At 57.9% G+C, this 23,256-nt stretch carries 21 protein-coding genes and 2 tRNA genes; 11 read left to right on the top strand and 12 right to left on the bottom strand.

The window, feature by feature from the left end:
- Window positions 1-27: 27 nt before the first annotated feature.
- The 9 genes from TRESADRAFT_RS10160 to TRESADRAFT_RS10120 form a co-directional block, all read right to left on the bottom strand.
- On the bottom strand, window positions 28-1,938 hold the full coding sequence (locus TRESADRAFT_RS10160; RefSeq protein ID WP_002705393.1) for a WD40 repeat domain-containing protein: 1,911 nt from the start codon (window positions 1,936-1,938) through the stop codon (window positions 28-30).
- Window positions 1,925-3,025, bottom strand: a complete 1,101-nt coding sequence (locus TRESADRAFT_RS10155; protein ID WP_002705386.1) for a M50 family metallopeptidase — start codon at window positions 3,023-3,025, stop codon at window positions 1,925-1,927. The genes TRESADRAFT_RS10160 and TRESADRAFT_RS10155 overlap by 14 nt, the downstream gene beginning before the upstream one ends.
- A 5-nt stretch (window positions 3,026-3,030) precedes the next feature.
- Window positions 3,031-4,185, bottom strand: coding sequence for a 1-deoxy-D-xylulose-5-phosphate reductoisomerase (gene dxr, locus TRESADRAFT_RS10150; RefSeq protein ID WP_002705385.1), 1,155 nt, complete (start codon window positions 4,183-4,185; stop codon window positions 3,031-3,033).
- Entirely contained in the window at window positions 4,186-5,019 is an 834-nt protein-coding gene (locus TRESADRAFT_RS10145; protein WP_002705384.1) for a phosphatidate cytidylyltransferase, read from the bottom strand.
- A 4-nt stretch (window positions 5,020-5,023) separates the two neighbouring features.
- Entirely contained in the window at window positions 5,024-5,758 is a 735-nt protein-coding gene (uppS, locus tag TRESADRAFT_RS10140) for a polyprenyl diphosphate synthase (RefSeq protein ID WP_002705383.1), read from the bottom strand.
- 10 nt (window positions 5,759-5,768) lie between these two features.
- The gene (frr, locus tag TRESADRAFT_RS10135) at window positions 5,769-6,311 is read right to left on the bottom strand and encodes a ribosome recycling factor (protein ID WP_002705382.1); all 543 of its coding nucleotides are present in this window, start codon (window positions 6,309-6,311) and stop codon (window positions 5,769-5,771) included.
- A 166-nt stretch (window positions 6,312-6,477) separates the two neighbouring features.
- On the bottom strand, window positions 6,478-7,311 hold the full coding sequence (gene tsf / locus TRESADRAFT_RS10130) for a translation elongation factor Ts (RefSeq protein WP_002705380.1): 834 nt from the start codon (window positions 7,309-7,311) through the stop codon (window positions 6,478-6,480).
- Between the two features lie 18 nt (window positions 7,312-7,329).
- On the bottom strand, window positions 7,330-8,187 hold the full coding sequence (rpsB, locus tag TRESADRAFT_RS10125; RefSeq protein WP_002705378.1) for a 30S ribosomal protein S2: 858 nt from the start codon (window positions 8,185-8,187) through the stop codon (window positions 7,330-7,332).
- A gap of 138 nt (window positions 8,188-8,325) precedes the next feature.
- Entirely contained in the window at window positions 8,326-8,898 is a 573-nt protein-coding gene (locus tag TRESADRAFT_RS10120) for a Maf family protein (RefSeq protein ID WP_002705376.1), read from the bottom strand.
- Between the two features lie 63 nt (window positions 8,899-8,961).
- Between TRESADRAFT_RS10120 and TRESADRAFT_RS10115 the strand changes: the two genes are divergently transcribed.
- Window positions 8,962-9,035, top strand: a tRNA-Arg gene (locus TRESADRAFT_RS10115).
- 419 nt (window positions 9,036-9,454) lie between these two features.
- Here TRESADRAFT_RS10115 and TRESADRAFT_RS10110 read toward each other — a convergent pair.
- Both TRESADRAFT_RS10110 and mfd read right to left on the bottom strand, forming a co-directional pair.
- The gene (locus TRESADRAFT_RS10110; RefSeq protein ID WP_002705373.1) at window positions 9,455-10,723 is read right to left on the bottom strand and encodes a coiled-coil domain-containing protein; all 1,269 of its coding nucleotides are present in this window, start codon (window positions 10,721-10,723) and stop codon (window positions 9,455-9,457) included.
- Between the two features lie 138 nt (window positions 10,724-10,861).
- On the bottom strand, window positions 10,862-14,428 hold the full coding sequence (gene mfd, locus TRESADRAFT_RS10105; RefSeq protein ID WP_002705371.1) for a transcription-repair coupling factor: 3,567 nt from the start codon (window positions 14,426-14,428) through the stop codon (window positions 10,862-10,864).
- 99 nt (window positions 14,429-14,527) lie between these two features.
- On the opposite strand from mfd, the gene TRESADRAFT_RS10100 reads away from it, so the two are divergent.
- The 10 genes from TRESADRAFT_RS10100 (at window position 14,528) to TRESADRAFT_RS10055 (ending at window position 23,125) form a co-directional block, all read left to right on the top strand.
- Complete coding sequence (locus TRESADRAFT_RS10100; protein WP_245534347.1) at window positions 14,528-15,475, top strand: hypothetical protein; 948 nt, start codon at window positions 14,528-14,530, stop codon at window positions 15,473-15,475.
- A 19-nt stretch (window positions 15,476-15,494) separates the two neighbouring features.
- A complete protein-coding gene (locus tag TRESADRAFT_RS10095; RefSeq protein WP_002705367.1) occupies window positions 15,495-16,193 on the top strand; it encodes a type 1 glutamine amidotransferase family protein in 699 nt (232 codons plus the stop codon).
- Window positions 16,194-16,203: 10 nt separating this feature from the next.
- Window positions 16,204-16,572 (top strand): zinc ribbon domain-containing protein, encoded by a 369-nt coding sequence (locus TRESADRAFT_RS10090; protein ID WP_002705365.1) that lies wholly within the window; start codon window positions 16,204-16,206, stop codon window positions 16,570-16,572.
- A 97-nt stretch (window positions 16,573-16,669) separates the two neighbouring features.
- Window positions 16,670-17,956, top strand: a complete 1,287-nt coding sequence (locus TRESADRAFT_RS10085; RefSeq protein WP_002705359.1) for a 3-isopropylmalate dehydratase large subunit — start codon at window positions 16,670-16,672, stop codon at window positions 17,954-17,956.
- An 18-nt stretch (window positions 17,957-17,974) separates the two neighbouring features.
- Complete coding sequence (locus TRESADRAFT_RS10080; RefSeq protein ID WP_002705358.1) at window positions 17,975-18,508, top strand: 3-isopropylmalate dehydratase small subunit; 534 nt, start codon at window positions 17,975-17,977, stop codon at window positions 18,506-18,508.
- A gap of 78 nt (window positions 18,509-18,586) precedes the next feature.
- Entirely contained in the window at window positions 18,587-19,261 is a 675-nt protein-coding gene (locus TRESADRAFT_RS10075) for a CPBP family intramembrane glutamic endopeptidase (RefSeq protein WP_040842878.1), read from the top strand.
- A 90-nt stretch (window positions 19,262-19,351) separates the two neighbouring features.
- A complete protein-coding gene (gene nadA, locus TRESADRAFT_RS10070; RefSeq protein WP_002705356.1) occupies window positions 19,352-20,278 on the top strand; it encodes a quinolinate synthase NadA in 927 nt (308 codons plus the stop codon).
- 21 nt (window positions 20,279-20,299) lie between these two features.
- Entirely contained in the window at window positions 20,300-21,667 is a 1,368-nt protein-coding gene (locus tag TRESADRAFT_RS10065; RefSeq protein WP_002705355.1) for an L-aspartate oxidase, read from the top strand.
- A gap of 28 nt (window positions 21,668-21,695) precedes the next feature.
- A complete protein-coding gene (gene nadC / locus TRESADRAFT_RS10060) occupies window positions 21,696-22,547 on the top strand; it encodes a carboxylating nicotinate-nucleotide diphosphorylase (RefSeq protein ID WP_002705354.1) in 852 nt (283 codons plus the stop codon).
- Window positions 22,547-23,125, top strand: a complete 579-nt coding sequence (locus tag TRESADRAFT_RS10055; RefSeq protein WP_002705353.1) for a 3H domain-containing protein — start codon at window positions 22,547-22,549, stop codon at window positions 23,123-23,125. Before nadC ends, TRESADRAFT_RS10055 begins: the two co-directional genes overlap by 1 nt.
- A gap of 55 nt (window positions 23,126-23,180) precedes the next feature.
- On the opposite strand, the gene TRESADRAFT_RS10050 is transcribed toward TRESADRAFT_RS10055, so the two are convergent.
- Window positions 23,181-23,252 (bottom strand) — tRNA-Glu (locus TRESADRAFT_RS10050).
- Window positions 23,253-23,256: the final 4 nt, after the last annotated feature.

Raw genomic sequence — 23,256 nt, 5'->3', positions numbered from 1 at the left:
CCTTGAAAAAATCCGCGACGCCAGTCGTCAGAGCTCGTTCCACTGACCGTCGCTGCTGAGATACCAGTTCGATATTATATTCGCGAGGTCGGCATTGTACCAACTGATAGAACCGTTCCTGTTGAGTACTGCGACGCGTTTTCCGTTTCTGACGACCTTGAGAGGCATCGACTCGTCCCTCTTGTATTTGAAATCCCGTTTCGTCTTCAGGTTGTACGAGCGCGCATCGCTTTTTCCCACGTTCGTGTAGAGGTTCGGCCAGGTGAGGTTCATGAACGCGCCGATATCCTCGTCCTGCGTCGGGAAGAACGTCCGCGCGGATTTCCGTTCCGTGTCGTAGGCGAATATGGACGTCGTCTGCTTCCCGCCCTGCGTGCTTATGACGATTCCGTATATCTCGTTCCGCGAATTCGCGTCGTCGAAATTCAGCGCGTACGCGAACGTTCCATCTAGCGGAAGCGGAACCGTCTCCCTCGTCCCGATGTTGACGTACAGCAGCGGGACGTTCGGCTTCGTCGCGCTCGATTTTGCGATGTACAAATCCGTCTCGTTGCAGGCGACGGCATCCTGAATTCCCGCGCCCTCGTAAATGACGGAGCGTTTTCCCGTCGCGATGTCCACCCGCGCAACCGTCGAATTCGACTCGACGGAAAGGAGCGTCTCCCCCCACACCCTAAGGTTCTGCAGCGCCCCGCCCGGCGTGAAAATCTGGCTTGTCTCGCCGCTCGCCGGATTGATTCTCACGACGGGCTTCCTCGAATCCTTCGTCCAGAGGATTATATCGTCGCCGTATGCAATCATGTCGGAATATCCGGGATTCCCGCACAATCTGTCGATGTACCCGTCATTGTAGAACGCCTTGTGGATGGACGAGGGGGAAAGTATGTAGAAATTATCGCCGCACGGCGAAATGTCGAGAACAGTGTCGAAACTGTCGTCCGTTATGGGCTGGAGGACGTCTACGCGCTCCGCCTGAATGTAATCGAATTTGTAGACGTTGCCGCTTTTCGTTCCCGCGTAAATCGACTCGCCCGACATCGCCGCGGAAACGACGGAATCCCTGTCCCGTATCCCGCTGAACGTGCGGAGCAGCTCCGGATTGCCGACGGACTTCCCGTTCTCCGACTTCACCTCGAACAGCTTGAACTGCCTGCTCTCGTTCGATATGTAGAAAAGGCTGTCCGACGAATTCGAGCCGATAAGGACGGCGCCGCCCGCGTTGAACGTCCCGAGCGTCCGCCCCGTCATCGCGTGGATTACGAAAACCGTCCGTCCCTTCCTTCCGGCAAGGAAGCGCGACGAGCCGAACATGCAGACATCCTCGAGCGCCGGCTCCGTGTCGAATTTCCCGACGAGCTCGCCGCTGTGGAGGTCGTGGTACGCGATTGTTCCCGTGGGAAGGTACATCACGATTTTCTTCTCGCTGTCGCCAGTCTGCGCAAAGGTGAATGCCGCCGACGTCTCCTTCAGCTTCTTCTCTATGCGACCGGTCGACGAGTTGATGAAGTACGCCCCGCCCATCGCCGTCGTGCTGCAGACAAGGTACGTTCCCTTCGCGGAGTAGGAGAGGCTCGTTATCGGGTCGTTGAAGCGGAATATGTTCTTCCGGCGCTGGTTCTTCCAGTCCCAGATGCAGACCCTGTTGTAGGAAGCGCCGTCAGTCTCGTACACGGCGATATCGTTCCCGTTCGGATGCTGCGCGATTTTCTTCACCGCAAGCTCGCTGACCTGGTAATGCTCGCCCATATCGTCGGGAAGCCATTTTATGAGGAATCCGTCCTCGCCCGCGCTGAAAACAGAGCCGGACTGATTTCCCGACACGACGGACACTGATTTCTGGTGCGCCTGCCCCGACTCGCGCGCGGACGCAAAAGCTCCGAAAAAGAATCCGAGACATGCCGCAGCACCGAAACGGACGAATGGGTTATTTCCAAACATTTTTCAACAACTCCTGAATGTATACGAAATCGCTTAGAACGGCCACGCAGAAAAGCGACGCTATAACCGCCGTGCCGAAAATGCCGATGGCGGAGCGCACCCTTTTCGATGGTCTTCTCCTGAAAAAAATCTCAACGAACGCGAGGACAATCCCGAACCCGTCAAAAGGCGCGACCGGAAGCATGTTCAGGACGAACAGAGACACGTTCACGAGCGCGACGAAATACAGGAAGGGGGGAAGCCCCGACGAAGCGGTGTCGCCGATGAGCGACATAATCTGCACGGGACCCGCGACATTCTCCGATATCCCGTCAACGATACCGCGCCCCCCGAATGCCGCCCTCAAATTCGACGGGGAGAATACCCCGACCGTAAGGCGGACCATCTTCAGCGCGCCCGAAAAACCCGACGCGACAGCGCGGAAAAACGGCTCCGGCGGAATCTTCTCCTTCATCGCGACGACACCCAGCACCCCGGCATCCCCGGACTGCCCGACCTTCACGGACGTGCTCTTCATCTCCGCGCCCGAAGTCCCGTTCCGCTCGAAAACGACTTCGAGAACCTCGCCCGGACGGTCCGAGACGAGCCGCCTTATATCCGAAAATGCCGCCACGCGCTCGCCGTCAATCGAGACAATCCTGTCCCCGCTCATAATGCCGGCGTCTCCGGCGGCGGAATGCACGCCATGAACGGATTCCGACGCGATTTCGACAACAGGCTCCTGCGAATACGCCGTTTTCCACGACATCGCGGCAACGACGAGCGCCATGAACGCGACGATGAAATTGACGAGGGGACCCGCAAAATTCACTGCGGCACGGAAAATCGGACGGGCGGCGCCGTACGAGCCTTCCTTCTGCACGGCGAACTCGTCGAAAACCTCGTCCCTGAACGCGCAGTAGCCCCCGAGCGGAACAAGGGAAATCCTCCAGTCGGTGCCGAACGCCTCCCTGTGGAATATCACCGGCCCGAAGCCGAGCGAAAAGCTCTCGACATCCATCCCGAGCAGGCGCCCGACGGCATAATGCCCGAGCTCGTGGAGGAAAACGATAGCTTCGAGAACGAGGAGCCCGTATACAATCCCCATCCGAATCAGCTCCCGGAAATGAAACCCGCGGCGATTTCCCGCGCGCGTCGGTCGCTTTCGAATACGTCCTTCAGGTCGCGCACATCGCCCGCCCAATTTTCCGCGTCGAGTGTTGCTCCGACAATCTCCGGAATCCTGCCGAAGCCGATTTTTCCTTCGATGAAGGCGCCCGCAGCGACCTCGTTCGCCGCATTGAACGCAATCGGCGCGAATCCGTCAGTTCTCGCGGCTCCGAACGCAATCGAAAGGAGCGGGAACGCATCGGTGCGCGGCTTCTCGAACGTGAGCGTCCGAACCGTTTCGCCGCAGACGAAATCCGTCAGGTCGAACGGCTTCATGAAATTTTCCCTTACGGCGGGATATGACAATGCTGATATAATCGGGTGCTTCATGTCCGGCTCGCTCATCTGCGCGTATATCGCGCCGTCACGCGTCCTGACAAGTGAATGGACGATGCTCTGAGGATGGACGACAACCTGCACGTCATCGGCGGAAAAACCGAAAAGACGGCACGCCTCGATTACCTCAAGCCCTTTGTTCCCGAGGCTCGCGGAATCCACCGTTATCTTTGTCCCCATGCTCCATGTCGGATGCTTCAGCGCATCGGCAAGCGTCGCGTTCTTGATGCGCTCTTTTTCCCACGTTCTGAACGGGCCGCCGCTTGCCGTTATGACAAGCCTGTCGACATTCTCCCGCCCGCACTGCCGAAGCAGCGTGAAAATCGCCGAATGCTCGGAATCGACGGGAAGTATTCTGCAATTGTTCTTCTTTGCGAGCGCGAATATGAGCGGGCCCGCCATGACTACGGATTCCTTGTTTGCAAGAACCAAATCGACGCCCGCCTCAAGCGCCGCGATGCTCGGGACGAGACCCGCGCTTCCGGCAATTCCGTTCACGATTATATCGGGCCTCGTCTCCGCGATGAACGACGCGAACGCATCCTTCAAGCCGTCGCGCGCGACGGCCGACGCCAGCAGGGTGGGGCACGAAAATTCGGCGCCGAGCAACGCAAGCTTCTCCGCGTTTCGGTTCGCAGTGAGCCCGCAAACGGCATATGACGGCTCGTTCCGCGCTATGTCGAGCGTGCTCGTGCCAATCGAACCTGTGCATCCTAAAACGAGAACCCTTTTCCGTCCCTCCGCATTATTCGTATCAACCATCTAGAAAATCATCCTGTAAGAAAGGTAAAAAATAGGCGCGGCAAACACGATCGAGTCGAGAGAATCGAGCATTCCCCCGCGTCCGGGAATAAGATGCCCGCTGTCCTTGATTCCGCTCGAGCGCTTGAGCACGGACTCGACAAGGTCTCCGATTATCGCAGCGAACGCCGTCAAAAGCCCGAGCAAGACGACGCAAACAGTCCTCCCGCCGAAAACGTCGGGCCGAAGGAAATGCGCCACGAGCCCGACGCAGACCGAGCCGAAAAATCCGCCCAGAAATCCGGCGATGCTCTTGTTCGGGCTTGCCTTTATGAATCCCTTGTTGTTTTTTCCGAACAAATTTCCGAAGAACCACGCCATCGAGTCGCACATGAAAACCATCAGAAGGTAGACGGCGATTATAACCCGGGAATTCTCCACGGTCGTCATCCGCGCGATGAACGCGACGAAAAATCCGCAGTAGAGTACGGTGAATACCGACGTCACCATGCTTCCGTTCGAATTCTCGAATGTCTTCGAGACAATCACCTCCCACGCCATGCAGACCATTATCGCGCCCATGAACGCGTAGTTTATGAGCGATTCGTTCAGCCCGAATATCGCGCATGCCGAAGCGAGCAGGGTGGGGAGCAAGCTCATCGCAATGACAAGCGTCTTCGGCTGCGTGGCGAAAGAGCTGGAGAATATGCGGTGAAGTTCGTTCGCGCCAAGCAAGGAGCAGACCGCGAGTAGTATGTGCAGCGGAAGATGATGCATCACATCCAGATAAACAAGCCCTATAACTAACGGCGTTCCGATTGCGAACGTACAAAGTCTTGGAAGTATTTTCCTCATCTCTTTAGCTCCTTGCTTCCTGACCGGGGACTCCCCCGAAACGCCTGTTCCTTCCCTGGAATTGCCCTATATGGGAGAAGAATTCCTCCTCACCATACTCAGGCCAAAGCGTGTCCGTGAAGATGAATTCCGCGTAGGCGCACTGCCACAACATGAAGTTGCTCAGCCTTTTCTCGCCACCGGTCCGTATCATGAGGTCAACGTCGGGAAGCCCCGGTATGTCCAGGGCGCGCGAGACGAATGCCTCATCTATGTCTTCGCTTGAAATATCAGCGTTTTTTGCGATTTTTCTTATGCCGCGGACAATTTCGTCGCGGCTTCCGTAATTTATGGCGAGAACGCACGTCGTTCCGGTAAAATCCTTCGTGTCGTCCTTCGCTTTCAGAATCTCGTTCCTGACATCTTCGGGAAGTCCTTCTATATCCCCGATATGGTCTATCCTGATTCCGTTTTTTTTGTAGAATTCGAATTCGGCGCGCAGATGACCTTTTATCAGTCCCATGAGGTATCCGACCTCCTCCTGGGCGCGCTTCCAATTTTCCGTCGAGAATGTGTAGAGGGTGACGTATTCGATACCGAGGCTGGCGGCCGCCGCGACAATTCTTTTTGCGGAAGAAAGACCTTCCTTATGCCCTGCGGTCCGCGGAAGCCCGCGGTTTTTCGCCCAACGGCCGTTCCCGTCCATTATTATGCCAATATGACGGGGAACTCCGTTGGATTTCAATTTTTCAATGTCCATCGCTTAAGAATCAGGCGAGAATCTCTTTCTCTTTCGCATCGACGAGCTTGTCGATTTCGGCGATATTCTTGTCCGTCAGTTTCTGGAGGCTGTCGGTATCCTTCTTGAGCTGATCCTCCGTGATTTCGCCGGCCTTCTGCTGTTTTTTGAGGTCGTCGTTTCCGTCGCGGCGAACGTTGCGGATGGCCGTCTTGTACTGCTCAGCGAGCATCTTCGCCTGCTTGACGAGCTCCTTGCGGCGGTCAGCGGTGAGCGCGGGAATCGCAATCCTGATGACTTTTCCGTCGTTCGAGGGATTGAGCCCGAGGTCAGCGACGAGAATCGCCTTCTCGATTTCTGTTATGAGTGATTTGTCGAACGGAGCAATCAGGACGGAGCGCGCGTCGGGAATAGAAATGTTCGCCACCTGATTAAGGGGCGACTTGTTCCCGTAATAGTCAACGCGAACCTTGTCGAAGATGGCAGCGGAAGCGCGTCCTGTGCGAATCGTGTTGAGTGCATCCTTGAAGGATGCGATTGACTTTTCCATACGAGCCGATGCATCGAAAGCCATAATATACTCCTTTATATAATAAAATTTATGGGTTCCAGCCCGAAAAACGGGATTGAATCCCCACATGCCAAACTAAAAAAGCGGCCAGAACCTCAAATTAGACTCCGACCGCTTCTATCAAATTACAACAGAGTTGTCCTTCGAGTTTGCTGTTTTAAGAACGGGCTTACTTTCCGAGAACGAAAAGGCAAATCTTTCCGAACGAAAGCTTAGCACCGGCCTCTTTTGAAACCTGCTCGAGTTTCTTCGCGACCGAAACTTTGTCGTCCTTTACGAACATCTGGTCAACGAAGCAAATCTCAGCGAGATGCTTGTTGATTTTGCCCTGAAGGATTCCGGCCTTTACATTATCGGGCTTTGAAGCCATCTTCTCGTCCTGAGCCATCTGTGCGGCGAAGATTTCCTTCTGCTCGTCGATGTAAGCCTGCGGAACGTCCTTCTGCTCGATGTATGAAGGAGTGAATGCGGCGAGGTGCAAGCAGCAGTCCTTCGCAAACACTTTCACGGCTTCGGCATCAGAACCCTCGACGACGACGACAGCCGCCGTCTTGAAGTCAGAGTGGACGTATGTAGCGGCAGAAGCGCCTGCCGGAACATCGACAACCTCGAACTTGCGGAGCGCCATGTTCTCGCGGATTTTCGTAGCAAGCTCAAGGACGAGGTCCTCAAGCTCTTTCTCGATTTTCGTGTAGCCCTTGTCGCATGCGACATCGAGCACTTTCTCACCGAGGGCGATGAAATCAGCATTCTTCGCGACGAAATCAGTCTCGCAGGTGATTTCAGCGACGGCAATCTTGTTTCCGTTCTGGCGGATGAAAATGCGTCCCTCAGACGTTGCGCGCTCGGCGCGCTTTGCGACAGCGGCGAGACCTTTCTCCTTGAGGATTTTCTCAGCCTCAGAAGCGTCCCCGTTAGCCTCGATAAGTGCCTTCTTGCACTCCATCATTCCGGCGCCAGTCTTGTCGCGCAATGATTTTACGTCAGCAGCTTTTATTTCCATTTTTTTCAGACCCCAATGTTATTTCGTGAATTTCTCTTCGTAATCGACATCGGAATCAGAATCCTCTTCCTTGTCGTTCTTGTCGTTCGCAGAAGGAGTGTAGTTGCTGTAGTCGATTTCCTCATCGTCTTCCTTTGTGGAAGCGTCGGTAACAACCTCTTCCTCATCGACAGTCTCGATGATTTTGAGTCCCTGCTCGTTGTCAGCCTCAAGAACAGCGTTCGCGATGACAGATGTGAAAAGCGAAATTGCGCGGATTGCGTCGTCGTTTCCGGGGATGGGGTAGGTGATTCCCTCAGGGTTGCAGTTCGTATCAACGACTGCGACCACAGGAATCTTCATCCTGAGAGCTTCTGCGACGGCATTCTGCTCTTTGTGCGTATCGATGATGAAGATGACTCCCGGAAGCTCCTTCATGTCCTTGACGCCGCCGAGGTTCTTCTCGAGCTTTGCCTTTTCCTTCTGAAGAGACGAAACTTCCTTCTTCGTGAGGTTGTCGAACGTTCCGTCGACTTCCATCTTCTCGATTTTCTTAAGTCTCTGAAGTGATTTCTTGATTGTAGAGAAGTTCGTGAGCATACCACCGAGCCAGCGGTTGTTCACATAATACATCCCGCAGCGCTCAGCTTCTTTCTGGATTGCCTGCTGCGCCTGTTTCTTCGTTCCGACGAAGAGAACTGATTTTCCTGAAGAAACAATCTTGCGGACTGCCTCGTAGCTGTCTTTGATTGCCGCGATTGTTTTCTGCAAATCGATGATATGAATTCCATTGCGCTCTGCGAAGATGTACTTCTTCATGCGCGGATCCCAACGTTTTACCTGATGACCGAAATGAACTCCGGACTCAAGCAAGCTCTTCATGGTTACAACTGCCATAACCATCTCCTTCACAGGAAGACCCTTGGTCTTCCACCAAACTCTGTTTCTCGTAACTGCGGAAAAAAACGCAGCCCGGAAAATTTCGACACATGCTCCGGCGAACAGCCATCACAAGCACCGACAGGAACATCGTCCTCAACGGAAATCAAAGCCCTGTTTTTTCAACATATCATAAACGACTGAAATGGGCAAGCCCACGACATTGCTGTAGGAGCCTTCGATTCTCTCCACAAAACATGCGGCCGCCCCTTGGATTTTGTACGCGCCGGCGGCATCCTTCCATTCCCCGCGAGACAGATTCCATTCGATATCGGCCTCGTCCATGCTCCGGAATTCCACCTTCGTCACGACGGAGACGACATCGCAGCGCCTTCCGCGCGACACGGCGACGCCCGTCACGACATCGTGCACGTTCCCCTGCAGCATGCTGATAAAACCGCGCGCCTCAGTTTCGTCACGAGGCTTTCCCAAAAGCCGCCCCCGAAAATGCACCATCGTGTCGGCGGCGACAACAACGCTTCCCGCGGGCACGCACCCCAAAACCGCCTCCGCCTTTCTCCTCGCAATCACAGCGGGAACGGAAAGAGGCTCCGTATCAGCGGGGTAGGACTCATCGCACCCCGGCACAACGACATCGAACGGCACGCCAAGCACACCAAGAAGCTCCTTTCTTCGTGGGGAATTAGAAGCCAAAATGAGTTTTTCCATAAAATCAGCGTTCCTCCAGTTGACATTTTTCACGATTTTTTATAAATCTTTCATCAACTTTACGAGAGATTAGCTCATTTGGATAGAGCGTCAGCCTCCGGAGCTGAAGGTGGTGCGTTCGAATCGCATATCTCTCATGAAAAGAGCATCGTTTTCGCGATGCTCTTTTTTTATGCCTATAAACCTATACATTTTACAAGAATTTATTTTCAAAGCATTTATTACAAATTACACGTATTGACTTTTATGCAATATTATGAAATTGGCCATATATACTATATAAAACAACTAGTCAAATACCTATAAATCGCAAAATAACATTATTTATTTTTGATACAGAAAAATAGTTGATATTTATTAGATATACATTATACAAGAAATTAAATAGAACAAAGTAGACAGAATACGCATTATAGGCAGTTATTGTGTGAAATATAAAAATCAGGGGCTCTCTTTTATTGACGATGAGTTCTCGCGATTTTTCTTTTAGAAACTGTTTTTTGACAAAAAAATCCCGTGAACGAAATATTCACGGGATTTTTCCGTTTGTTGTTATTTACTTGGCATCCTTTGCGGGGGTCGCGCGGCGCGACTGTTCAAGGAGTTTGCCGTACTCGGTCTTCACGTCGACAACGCTGTGGTCATAATCGTTGAGCTTCTGCCAGAACCAATAAGGAATGATTACGATTTTTCCTTCCTCGTCCCATTCTATGCTAACATATTCGCCCTCGACTTTCGTGACGACGACATGCGAATCGTTCTCGCTGACCGGGAAATTCGGAAAATCAAGCTCGGGAAGCGGTTTTGCTTTGCGGAGCTCGTCGTAGGCGCTCCTGAGCGAAGCAAGGTCGGCAGCTGCCTTCTTCGCCTGGCTTTCGGAATCGGCACCGGCTTTTTTCGCGGCGTCGAGCTGCTTCTTCAGGTCGGCGATTTCCTTTATCTGGGAATCAGCCGCTTTTTTCGCGTCAGCGCTTGCTGCGGATGATTTCTTCGCGGCGTCGAGCTGCTTCTTCAGATCGGCAATCTCCTTCGCCTGCGCGTCGGACGACTTCTTCGCGTCGGCAAGCTGCTTTGCGGCGTCGGCGTTCGCTGACGAAGACTTCTTCTCGGCGTCGAGCTGCTTCTTCAGGTCAGCAATCTCCTTCGCCTGTGCGTCGGACGACTTCTTCGCGTCGGCAAGCTGTTTTGCGGCGTCGGCGTTCGCTGACGAAGACTTCTTCTCGGCGTCGAGCTGCTTCTTCAGGTCAGCAATCTCTTTCGCCTGCGCGTCGGATGACTTTTTCGCGTCGGCAAGCTGCTTCTTCGCGGCATCAGCGTCTTTTTTCGCGGTGTCGACGAGCTTTTTCTGGGAGTCTGCCTCCTTCTTCGCGGATTCGGCAGCCTTCTTCTGGGCATCAATCTCCTTTTTCAGGCTCGCGAACTCGTTGTTCTTCGAGGCGAGCTCCGCAGTCTTCGCGTCGAGCTCCTTCTTGAGCCCGGCAACCTCGGACGTCTTCGCGTTGAGCTGGTTGCGGAGGGCGTCGTTCTCGGACGACTGCCCCTTCGCCTTCGCGTCCAGTTCCTCAAGCTGCTTGTTGAGTGACGAAATCTCGGAGTCCTTCTTTGCGATTTTCTCGTTCAGCGAGTCGATTTCACCTTTCAGCCCTGCCCGCTCGATTTCGAGCTCGTCCTTTTCGATTTCGAGCTTCTCTATCATTTTGTTCTGGCTGTCGATTTCCTCCGTCAGCGCGGTGACCTGGGTTGAGGAGCACGATGCGAACAGAAGGGAGCCCGCAACGACGAGCGCCCCGAACAATTTCAGCGATGTTCTTTTTCTGCAAACCATTTTTTCATAACCCTCGTTTTATATTTTATTTCCCGTGTTTTTATCGGCGAGACGTCATTATCAGATAAATTTCCGATTTTTTCTACAACGAACCGCCAAAAAAACGAATTGATGGGAGCTGTCCTTCCCGAAAACGCGTCACAGGAGCGCCTCGAGCTTCTCCTTTATGAATTCGCCCTTCTCCTTCAGGCCGATTTTCCCGCACACGAGCAGGAACGATTTCTGGTCGGAGAAGTCGGCCTTGACCTGCGCGGGGTTCCCTGCGAGGAGCCGCATGAATTTGTCGACGGGAATGTCGGACGCCTGCCGGAAGGAGACGCGCACCGTCCCGCCCTTCTCCTTCAACGAATCCACGGAAAGCCGGCGCGCTATTATCCTCACCTCGGCGAGGCTCATCAGGCTGTACACCTCGTCGGGGATCGGCCCGAACCTGTCCTCGATTTCGAGGCAAAGTCCGGCAAGCTCCTCCTTCGTCTGGACGGCGGCAACCTTCTTGTAGATTTCCATCTTCGTCTGCACGCTGTGGACGTAGGTGTCGGGAATGAACCCGGAGTACTCGAGCTCGATGAGAACGTCGCGCTCCTCCTTGTACCCTTCCTTCGTGAGCCTGTTTATCGCGTCCGTCAGAAGGCGCACGTACATGTCGAACCCGACGGAATAGACGTCGCCGCTCTGGTCCCGCCCGAGCAGGTTTCCGGCGCCGCGGATTTCCATGTCCTTCATCGCAATCTTGAACCCGCTCCCGAGCTCGGTGAAATCGGAAATCGCCTGGAGCCGCTTCATCGCGACCTCGGAAAGCACCTTGTTTCCCGGATAGAGGAGGTACGCGAACGCCTTCCTGTCGCTCCGCCCCACCCTGCCCCGGAGCTGGTAGAGCTGGCTGATTCCGTACATGTCGGCGCGGTCGATTATTATCGTGTTGACGTTCGGTATGTCGATTCCGTTCTCTATGATTGTCGTCGCGACGAGCACGTGGAATCCGCCCATCTTGAACCGGCGGAAAATGTCGTCGAGCTCCTCGGCGGACATCTGCCCGTGCGCGAAATCGACGAGAACCTCGGGGACGAGGCGCTCGATGGTGCGGCACGTCTCCTGCAGCGTCTCGACGCGGTTGTGGAGGAAGAACACCTGCCCGCCGCGCTCGACCTCGTTCCGTATCGCCCGAGCGACCTTCTCGTCGTCATATGCGTCGACGAACGTCTCTATGGGCTTCCGCGTCTGGGGCGGCGTCGTCAGGAGGCTCATGTCGCGGATTTTGAGGAGGCTCATGTGGAGCGTCCTCGGAATCGGCGTCGCGCTCATCGAAAGGCAGTCGATGTTCGTCCTCATCGTCTTGAGCCGCTCCTTGTCCTTGACGCCGAACCGCTGCTCCTCGTCGATTATCATCAGCCCGAGGTCGCGGAAAACGACGTCCTTCTGGAGGAGCCGGTGCGTCCCGACGATTATGTCGACCTGCCCGGCGGCGAGCGCGGCGAGCGTCTCCTTCCGCTCCTTGGGCGCGACGAACCGCGACAGCTGCTTTATCACGACGGGGAAGTTCGCGAACCGCTCCACGCACGTCTCGAAATGCTGCTCGGCGAGAATCGTCGTCGGAGCGAGGAACGCGACCTGCTTCTTCGACAGGACAGCCTTGAACGCCGCCCTCATCGCGACCTCGGTCTTACCGTACCCCACGTCGCCGCAGAGAAGCCTGTCCATCGGGACGGGGCGCTCCATGTCGTCCTTTATCTCGCGCGTGACGCTGCACTGGTCGGGCGTGTCCTCGTAGGGGAACGCCGCGTCGAACTCCGCCTCCAAATCCGGCCAGCGAGCGAACGCGAACCCGCGGCTCACCTTGCGCTTGCCGTACAAAGTCACGAGCTTCTCCGCCATCTCCTCGACGGCCTTCTTGACCTTCCCCTTCCTGTTCTCCCAGCTTTTCCCGCCTATCGTGTCGAGCCGCGGCGAGTCGCCGCCGTTGCCGATATAGCGCTGCACTAGGTTCAGCTGCTCAAGCGGTATATAGAGGAATTCCTCGCCCGCGTACTCGATTTTTATGAAATCGCGCTCGGACTCCGACGAGGCGAGCCGCTGTATTCCCTTGAAGCGCCCGATTCCGTAGTTGACGTGGACGACGTAATCCCCAGGCTCGAGCTCGACGAACGTGTCTATCGCCTCGCTCTTCACGCGCCTCGAGACGAGCGACGCCTGCTTCCGCCGCCCGAAAAGCTCGTTCTCCTGCACGACGAGGACCTTCGCCTGCGGGATGCCGAACCCCGCCGATATCGCCTCCGGGAGAATCTCGACCGGATAGAACGGGACTCCGCGAGCGGAATTCGCCCGCATTTTTTCCGCGGCCTGCTCCGAGCCGTCGCGGAAATCGCGGAAAACCTCCTGAAGGCGCGCGCACTGGTTCGCGTTGTCCGCGAATATGATTATCCGCCAGCCATCCGCCTGCAGCGACTCGAACCGCTCCCTTATGAACGCGAAATTCCCGAAGAAGCTCTGCGGCGCATCAACCGCCATGCTGATGAACCCGGAATCAGCGCCGGAGCCGTGCACGGCGTGGAGCGCGACGGTCCGCGACAGCCGCTCCTCCGCGCGGGCGACGATGCCCCGGAAGTCCGCCGCCATCATTCCGGGCGGAAGCGCGGGGAACGACGGCCTGACCTTGCGGAACATCCCCTCAAGCTCGCGCGAAAGGCTTTCCTGCGCGTTGTCGAGCCGCTCGTAGTCGAACAGCAGCACCGTGGACGCGCGCCCCATGTAATCGACTACGGTGGACGGCTCGTCCCAGATGGCGGGATACAGGAGCTCCTCGCCCTCGCACTCGCCGGACGAAGAAAGCTCGCCGAGCATCGACTCAAGCCTCGCCTCCGCCTCCCCGGAAAGGCGCGCGCCGGCGAACGCCTCCCTCACGCGGGAAAGCGCCTGCCCGTCCCAGACGACCTCCTTCATCGGGCCGACGTGGACGCTTCCCACGGATATCCTCGTCCCCTGCGTCTCCGCGTCGAACTCCTTCACCGAGCGGATTTCGTCGAAATCGAAGTTCACGCGGACTGGGTTCTCTCGCTCCGGGGGAAAGACGTCGAGCACCTCGCCCCGGAGCGTGAACTCGCCGGCGACGCAGACGCGCGGAACGCGGACGTAGCCCATCCCGGAAAGGAGGGACGCCACCCGCACCGTATCGACGGACTGACCTTCAGAAAGGACGACCTCGCGCCCCGAGAACGACGACGCGGGCGGAAGCGGAGCCACGACGGCACGCTGGCACGATATGAAGACGCGCGGCCGCGAAGACTGCGTGACGGGCCTCCTCCCGAGCATGAGGGAGAGAACGCCCGCCCGCCTCCCGAAGACCGACGCGCCCCTCGCAAGCGGCTTGTACGAGGCGGAGCTCCACCACGGCAGCTCGTGGAACTCCACGGAGGAGCCGAGCGCCGTCTCCATGTCGACGCGGACGTCGCGGACGTCGCGCTCCGAGGGGACGACGACGAGGAAGTCGAGGGACGACGGGTCGGGCGGAACGGAGCCACGCGAGAACGCCGCGAGGACGGAATCCCTCACGGAATCGACTATGCCCGCCGCGAAGAATCCCGCGGACGAGCCGGAAAGCCCCTCGACGTCGACGCGTCCGGCGCCGGACGCGCAGGAGCGGGCCGACCTGCCGAATTCAGCCCATCGCCCCGTGACCGAAATCGAGCAATTTGATAATAATGATTTCATATTTTTTTCCGATAATAAAAAATGGATTTGCGCCCATGAAACATGCGCATCCTGGGAGTGAACGTTTTGAAACGAATTTTGACCGCCATTATATCTTCTTTGGCTCTTTTTGCACAGGCACAGGCAGCCACCACCGGGCAGCGCGCCCCGGAAGACTTCTCGGGGGCGTCCGTGGTGATAGGGTTCCACGACAGGACCCTCTACTACCCCAGCGGGGCGCAGGACAACCCGATTTACGTCAAGGTGTCCATCGTGAACAACGGGACGGACACGCTCAGGTTCAAGCTCGCCGACGAGAGGATGTTCAGCCTCGACTTCAGGGCGAACACGATAAAGAACACGATGCTGCCCCAGACCGCAAGCCTCATCGACCACCGCTCTTCAAAGAACGACGTCTACTACAGGGACATAACGATAGAGTCCGGGGAGTCGTACTCCTTCATAGAGGACGTAAAGAACTACATCTCGTTCGACGAGCCGTCAATCTACTACATACAGATGGACTTCTACCCCGAGCTCTACAAGTCGAGGTCGGTCAAGCTCTCCTCGAACAGGCTCAGCGTCGACATACGCCCGGCGCCCTCGGCATCGTCGTCGTCAGTTCTCCCCGTGCAGGCGGGGACGGCGTCGCTGCTCAAGCCCGAGGTCATCCCGCCGGACAAGGTCGTCGAGCAGACGATTGTCGCGCGGCAGAAATCCCTGTGGGACCAGTATTTCCTCTACATGGACCTCGAGGCGATGATGCTCAGGACGAGCGAGACCGCGCGGAGGTACTCGAAGGCGTCCGCGGACGAGAGGCGGAGGATGCTCGACTCGTACAAGACGGACCTCACGCAGAGCAGGATAGACCACGACATCGTTGCCATCCCGAACAAGTTCTCGATCGAGAAGACGTCATACTCGAAGACGGACGGGACGGTAACCGTCGAGGAATTCTTCAAGCACCCGAATTTCACCGAGAGGAAGAAGTACGTCTACAAGGTGCGGCAGCGCGACGGAATCTGGCAGATATACGACTACACCGTGACGAACCTAGGAACGGAGTGAACCAACGAAGGAGGCGCACATGAAGGCACTTGTAATAGCGGACAACGAGAAGGTCATAGACAACATCGGGTCGGTACTGGAGGATTTCGGTTACGACGTCATCGTCTACAGGTGGCTTCTCAAGGCGCTCGACAACATCGAGGAGATAGCCCCGCACATAATCGTGATAAGCACGGAGGACTATCCGCGGCACTGGAAGACGCTCGCGCAGTTCTCCGCGTCGAACTCGCGCGTGCCGCCCAAGCTCATCCTGTACGTCGGAAGCACGCAGGCGAAGCTCTCCGAGGACGAGCAGAAGAAGGCGGACGCGCTGAACGTGTCGGGCTCGTTCTCATCCGAGAACGGCTTCGGGGAGCTCAGGGACATACTCTCGGGCATACCGTCTGCCGCGAAGAAGGAGCCCCCGCACGAGGACAATGCGGGCGAAGGGGCGCAAAACGGCGCGGGGGACGAGGAAGCGGACGGAGAGCGCGCGGAATGCCCGTGCTCGTTCGTTTTCACGAACCCGATAACGCTCGCCCTCGTCTCGGGGGACGCGCGCGGATATGACGGGACGAAGCTCGAGTTCTCGCCCGACATACCGTCCCTCGCCGCGAACCTGCCCGAGGCGACCGAGATAAAGGCGGCGACGATTATGGTCGGCGACGACATCCGCCCCGTATCGGCGCTCGTGGTCTCCAACGACTCCTCAAGGCTCGTCCTCAAGATAACGGCATGAGCGCCCCGCGATGAAGAAGTCACCAAGCGCGAAATTCTTCTGCGAGAGCTGCGGCTCGGAGGTTCCCGGAAACGCGAAGTTCTGCCGGAAGTGCGGCAGGTTCTTCGCGTCGGTGCGGTGCCCGTCATGCGGGGCGACCGGCTCGAACGAGAAATTCAGGAACGGATGCCCCGTCTGCGGCTACTCCGCGGCACGGAGCCCGATGAAGAACATAAAGGAAAAGAACGGCGCGTCGAGGGCAGCCAGAAGGCGGCTCGTTTCCGCGATAGACGCGCGCAACGGCGCTCAGGACGGCTCGCTCCCCCGATGGACATATCCCGTGATGCTGCTCGTGCTCGCGCTCTCGATAGCGTTCTCCGTATACTACATGGGAAGGTGACGTCCTTCCCCTCCCCCCGCCCCCGAATCCCGCCATGTTTGACTAATTGCCACTCTGCAATTAAAATTAAACAATTACATTTTTAGGAGTAGGCAAAATGGGAAAGACCATTGCTCAGAAAATTTTCGAGTCGCACTTGGTAGACAGTCCTTTCTCCGGAACGTACGTTCTGAAGCTGGACAGGGTCTTCTGCCACGAAATCACAACTCCAGTCGCCATAAACGACCTCGTGGAGCGCAACATGGACAGGGTTTTCGACCCGACGAAAATCAAGGCGGTCATCGATCACGTCACGCCGGCGAAGGACAGCAAGACGGCGACGCAGGGAAAAATCCTGCGGGACTGGGCCCGGCGCAACAACGTAAAGGATTTCTTCGACATCGGAGCTAATGGTGTTTGCCATGCAATCTTCCCCGAGAAAGGTTTCGTCCGCCCGGGATACACCGTCATAATGGGCGACAGCCACACATGCACGCACGGCGCGTTCGGGGCGTTCGCCGCGGGCGTCGGGACGACAGACCTTGAGGTCGGAATCCTCAAGGGCGTCTGCTCGTTCCGCGAGCCGAAGACGGTCAAGTTCATTCTCAACGGCAAGCTCAAGGAAGGCGTGTACGCGAAGGACGTCATACTCCACCTCATCGGGAAAATCGGCGTGAACGGCGCAACGAACTGCGTCGTCGAATTCACGGGGCCCGTCGTGGACGCGATGGGAATGGAGGAGCGCATGACGCTCTGCAACATGGCGATCGAGGCCGGCGGAACGAGCGGCATCTGCTTCCCCGACGAAAAGACGGTCGACTACCTCTGGGAATTCATCAAGGACGAGTACGGCACGAAGGAGGCCGCCCTCGCCGACTACGCGAAATGGCGCGACGACGACGACGCGAAGTACGAGAAGGTCATAACGGAGGACCTCTCCGACCTCGAGCCCGTCTGCACGATAAACTACAAGCCGGACCAGATAAAGAAAATCTCCGAGATGAAGGGAACGAAGGTTGACCAGGTCTACATCGGCTCCTGCACGAACGGTCGCATATCCGACCTCAGGATAGCGGCGGCGGTGCTCAAGGGACACCACCTCGCCGACGGCGTGCGCGGAATCGTCAGCCCGGCGACGCCGAAAATCTACAAGATGGCGGTCGCGGAGGGAATCATTGACACGTTCCTCGAGGCAGGATTCTGCGTGACGAACCCGACCTGCGGCGCGTGTCTCGGCATGTCGAACGGAGTCCTCGCGGAGGGCGAGGTCTGCGCGTCGACGACGAACCGCAACTTCAACGGGCGCATGGGCAAGGGCGGCATGGTGCATCTCATGAGCCCGGCAAGCGCAGCCGCTACCGCAATCGCGGGAACGATAACCAATTCAGAGCTTTATAAAGGCTAATATAAGAAGGAGTGACTTATGAAAGCATTTGGTGGACCCGTTCTGTTTCTCGATCGCTCGGACATAAACACCGACGAAATCATCCCCGCAAAGTATCTGACGGAAATCTCCAAGCAGGCGCTCAAGCCGTACTGCCTTGAGGATCTCAAGCTCGACGGGTTCGACGCCAAGCGCGACGTTCCCGGCAAGAGGGTCATCATCACGAGGGAGAACTTCGGATGCGGCTCCAGCCGCGAGCACGCGCCGTGGGCACTTGAGGTGAACGAGATTTACACGGTAATCGCCCCGAACTTCGCGCGAATCTTCCGCCAGAACATGTACAACTGCGGGCTCCTCGCGCTCGACATGCCGAAGAAGGACGTCGAGGACATGTTCCGGAATTTCGCCAACAAGGAGACGGAATGCAAGATAGAGGAGAAGGAGGACGGCACCTGGAAGGTCAAGCTCATCGCGGGAAGCTTCTCAAAAAGCTATCCGTTCAAGCTTGAGGGATTCGAGAAGGCCCTTATAGAGAAAGAGGGCTGGATAGGATACGCCGAGTCAAAGTACTAGGCGGCAGCAACGTACGCATCAGCCGGCAGGGGAAACCATGCCGGCTTTTTTTGTCCCGGAGACGGGAAGGAGAACAATTTGGACAGGAACATGCAGAAGGCGGAGCTTGCGCTCGTCATCGCGCTCCTCGTAATACCGCCCATCGTCTCGGGAGCCGGGAGAGCGGACGGCAGCGCGGGAACGCTCCCCGCCCCCGCTTTTTCGGCGAGGCTCGTCGCGCTCACAACCGCGGCGGCGCTCCTCTACGCGCGGCACAGGAACGTCCACCTCATCCGCTTCCAGAGCAGGTGGACGGCCATGAGGATTGCCGTGCTGTCGGGCGTGAGCCTCGCCGCCTTCGGCGCCCTGTGCGTGTCGTCAGCGCTCGCGGCGCTGGCGGGCCATCTTTCCGGGGCGGGCTCGGCGCGTCTTTCCGCGCCCTGCGGCATTGCTGGGTGGCTGGGAGCCGCAGGCGCGGTCATATGCGCGGCGTTCTACGAGGAGGTGCTTTACAGGATGTACCTTCCCGAGGAGCTGAAGTCGCTGCTCTCGTCGGGCGGGAAAATCCCGGCGATGGTTCCCGAATGCGCGGGCGTCCTGCTTTTCGCGGCGGCGCATTCCTACCAGGGGGCGCTCGGGGTCGCCAACGCGCTCGTGTGCGGGGCGGCGCTCAGAAGGACAATCGCCGCCACGAGGTCGATATGGTTCGCTCTCGTCCCCCATGCGGCATACAACATGATGGCGCTCGCCGCAGCCGCGGCGCTGGGAGGCTGACGGCGGCATTCCAGATGTGAAGGCTGCTGTCTTGTCAGGTGGATTAACATCTGCTACACTGCACGCAACTTCTCTCACAGGTACTGGAATATGGCTGAAATTGACAAGGAAAAACTCAAGGCGGAGATACGGCGGCTCGCACAGGAGCGGGACGCCGTCATCCTCGCGCATTATTACGTTGACGGAGACGTGCAGGATGTCGCCGATTTCGTCGGGGACTCATACGCGCTCGCGAAGACGGCACGGGGCGACCCGAGGAAGACCGTCGTGTTCTGCGGCGTGACGTTCATGGGCGAGAGCGCGTGCGTCCTCAACCCGGACAAGACCGTCCTCATCCCGGAGACGTCGGCTGTCTGCCCGATGGCGCTCATGGTCGACGCGGAAAAGATACGGGCGATGCGGGAGAAATACGACGACCTCGCCGTCGTCTGCTACATAAACTCGACGGCTGAATTCAAATCGCTCTCGGACGTCTGCGTCACATCGTCGAACGCGCTCAAGGTCGTGCGCGCCCTCAAGAACAAGAACATATTCTTCATCCCCGACGGCAACCTCGGGCGGTTCATAGCGGAGCAGGTTCCGGAAAAGAATTTCATACTCAACGACGGGTTCTGCCACGTCCACACGAGCATAACGGCGCGCGACATCGAGACCGCGTTCAGGGAGCACCCCGACTCGAAGATAATCGCCCACCCCGAGTGCATGAAGGAGGTCTGCGACATGGCCGACTTCATCGGAAGCACGAAGGAGCTCATCGAGTTCACGGAAAGCGACGGGGCCGGCTCGTTCATCGTCTGCACGGAAAGCGGCGTCCTCCACGAGATGAGGAAGCGCTCGCCGGGCAAGCAGTTCTTCAGCGTCGGCGCGCGGCAGGTCTGCCCGAACATGAAGAAGATTACCCTCGAGAAAGTCAGGGACTGCCTCGCCGGCATGGCCCCGCGCGCGCGTGTGTCGGAGGAGCTCAGGGACTCAAGCTCGCGCCCGCTCGAGCGTATGCTTGAGCTCGCGTCCCGCTGAAGAAGGAAGAAGGGGGATTTTATGGCTGGATTCGTTTTCGGCGACGGATTTTTCTCCTGCGACGTGGCGATAGTCGGGACGGGCGTGGGCGGGCTCTACTGCGCGCTGAACCTTCCCGAGACGCTGTCGGTCGCGCTTTTCACCAAGGCTGCCGCCGAGGAATGCGACTCCTACCTCGCGCAGGGCGGAATCTGCATGCTCCGCGACGACGGGGACTACGACTCGTACTTCGAGGACACGATGAGGGCGGGACATTGGGAGAACACGAAGGAGAGCGTCGACATCATGATACGCTCGTCGAGGGACGTCATCTCGGACCTCGTGTCGTACGGGACGCAGTTCGAGAAGGAGGCCGACGGAAGCCTCGCCTTCACGCGTGAGGGCGCGCATTCCGTCCCGCGGATTCTCTTCCACGAGGACGTGACTGGGCGCGAGATTACGTCACACCTCCTTTCGGCGGTGAGGAAGCTCCGGAACGTGCGCATTTTCGAGAACGCGGACATGCTCGACATAATCGAGAAAGAGGACGGAAGCTGCGGCGGCATAATCGTCTCGGCGACAGGCTCCTCCCCGCTCGCGAAGTCCGCCTCGGCGCGGAATTTCCAGGGGCGGCACATCGTCCCCGTGACGGCGAAGAGGACGGTCTGGGCGTGCGGCGGAATCGGCGGCCTGTTCGCACACTCGACGAACTACCCGCACCTCACCGGCGACGCGCTCGCCATATCGCTCAGGCGCGGAATCCATCTCAAGGACGTAGACTACATCCAGATTCACCCGACGACGCTCTACTCGAAGAAGCCGGGGCGCGCGTTCCTCGTCAGCGAGAGCGTCCGGGGCGAGGGAGGAATCCTCCTCGACGCGCAGGGCAAGCGGTTCACCGACGAGCTCCAGCCGAGGGACGTCGTGAGCGGCGCGATTTTCAGGCAGATGGAGAAGGACGGGACGCCGTTCGTCAGGCTCTCGATGGAGCGGATTCCGAAGGACGTCATCATGACGCACTTCAGGCACATATACGAGAGATGCCTCGACGAGGGGTTCGACTGCACGAAGGAGCCGATTCCCGTCGTTCCGGCGCAGCACTATTTCATGGGCGGCGTCGCCGTAAACTCGGACAGCCTCACGTCGAAGGGGCGGCTCTACGCCGTCGGCGAGACGAGCTGCAACGGCGTCCACGGGCGGAACAGGCTCGCGTCGAATTCCCTGCTCGAAAGCCTCGTATTCGCGAAGCGGGCGGCGCTCAGCATCGCGTCGGGAATCGGCTCGGACGACGCCCCCTCATGGAACGGCGGCGATTTGTCCGCATACATGGACGAGAAGTCGCTCGCGGACGAGAACAGGGCGGCGGTTCTCGCGGAGATAGAGCGCGCGAAGAAGGCGCGGAACGGCTGATGCCGGGTTACTTTTGGAGGAAACAAAAATGGACAGGATAACATTGATGCTTAACGCGGAGCCTCTCATACTGAGCGCTCTCAGGGAGGACATTTCGAGCGAGGACGTCTCGACGAACGCGGTGATGCCGGAGAGGCGGCTCGGCGAGGTCGAGCTGATTGCAAAGCAGGACGGCGTCGTCGCGGGGCTTCCGGTGTTCGAGAAGGTGTTCAAGATTCTCGACGAAAGCACGGATGTCGCGCTCGAGGCTTCCGACGGGGACGAGGTGAAGAAAGGACAGCGGCTCGGCACCGTCCGGGGCGACATCCGCGTCCTCCTTTCGGGTGAGCGGACGGCGCTCAACTACCTCCAGCGCATGAGCGGAATCGCGACATACACGCGGCAGGTCTCTTCCCTCCTCGAAGGGACGCGCACGAAGCTCCTCGACACGAGGAAGACGACGCCGAACAACCGCATATTCGAGAAGTACGCGGTCAGGATTGGCGGCGGAAACAACCACCGGTACAACCTCTCCGACGGCGTCCTCCTCAAGGACAACCATATCGGGGCCGCGGGCGGCGTCGCGGAGGCTGTCCGCATGGCGAAGGCATACGCGCCGTTCGTGCGGAAAATCGAGGTCGAGGTCGAGACGCTCGAGCAGGTGGCGGAGGCCGCCGATGCGGGCGCGGACATCATCATGCTCGACAACATGGACCACGCGACGATGGCGCGCGCAATCGGCATCATCGCGGGACGCGCGGAGGTCGAGGTTTCCGGGAACGTGACGAAGGAGAACATCGCCGCCCTCGTCGACCTCGGCGTGGACTACATCTCGTCGGGCGCGCTCACCCACTCAAGCCCCATCCTCGACCTTTCCCTCAAGAACCTGCACGCCGTCTGATGGAAAAAAACGCCAGGAAACAAAGCGGCGAGGAGCGCCGCCGCGAAATCATCAGGATTCTCTCCTCATCGAAATCGCCCGTGTCAGGCTCCTCCCTCGCCCGGACGCTCGGGGTCAGCAGGCAGGTAATCGTCACCGACATCGCCCTCATTCGGGCGAGGAGGGACGACATCGTCTCAACGAGCGCGGGATACACGATTCCGGCGAGGACGGAAGGCGCGCGGAAGATATTCAAGGTCGCGCACACCGACGACCAGATTCTCGACGAGCTTTCGTCAATCGTCGAGCGCGGCGGGCGCGTGCTGGACGTGTTCATCCAGCACAAGGTCTACGGGACGATTTCCGCCCCGCTCAACATTGCGAGCAAGCGCGACGTTGAGAATTTCCTCTCCGACCTGAGGAGCGGCGTCTCGACCCCGCTGAAGAACATCACGGGGAATTTCCATTACCACACCGTCGAGGCGCGCAACGAGAAGGCACTTTCGGAGATTGAGGACGTGCTCAGGCAAAAAGGGTATCTGATAGAGTCGAAGGACAGCGAGGCGGTCTACGAGGCGAAGGACTACGCCCAAGTGTAAGGCTTTCGTACCGACGGACGGAACAAAAAAAATCCCCGCAATCGCGGGGATTTTCCATCTCCTAGCAGAATTGAACTGCTGTTGTCGGGATGAAAACCCGATGTCCTAACCACTAGACGAAGGAGACATAC

Origin of the sequence: Treponema saccharophilum DSM 2985 (assembly GCF_000255555.1) — a bacterium.
In the GTDB taxonomy this organism is placed as follows: Bacteria; Spirochaetota; Spirochaetia; order Treponematales; family Treponemataceae; genus Treponema_D; species Treponema_D saccharophilum.
Note: the sequence above shows the minus strand (reverse complement) of the source record. Positions and strands in the feature narration are given on the sequence as shown.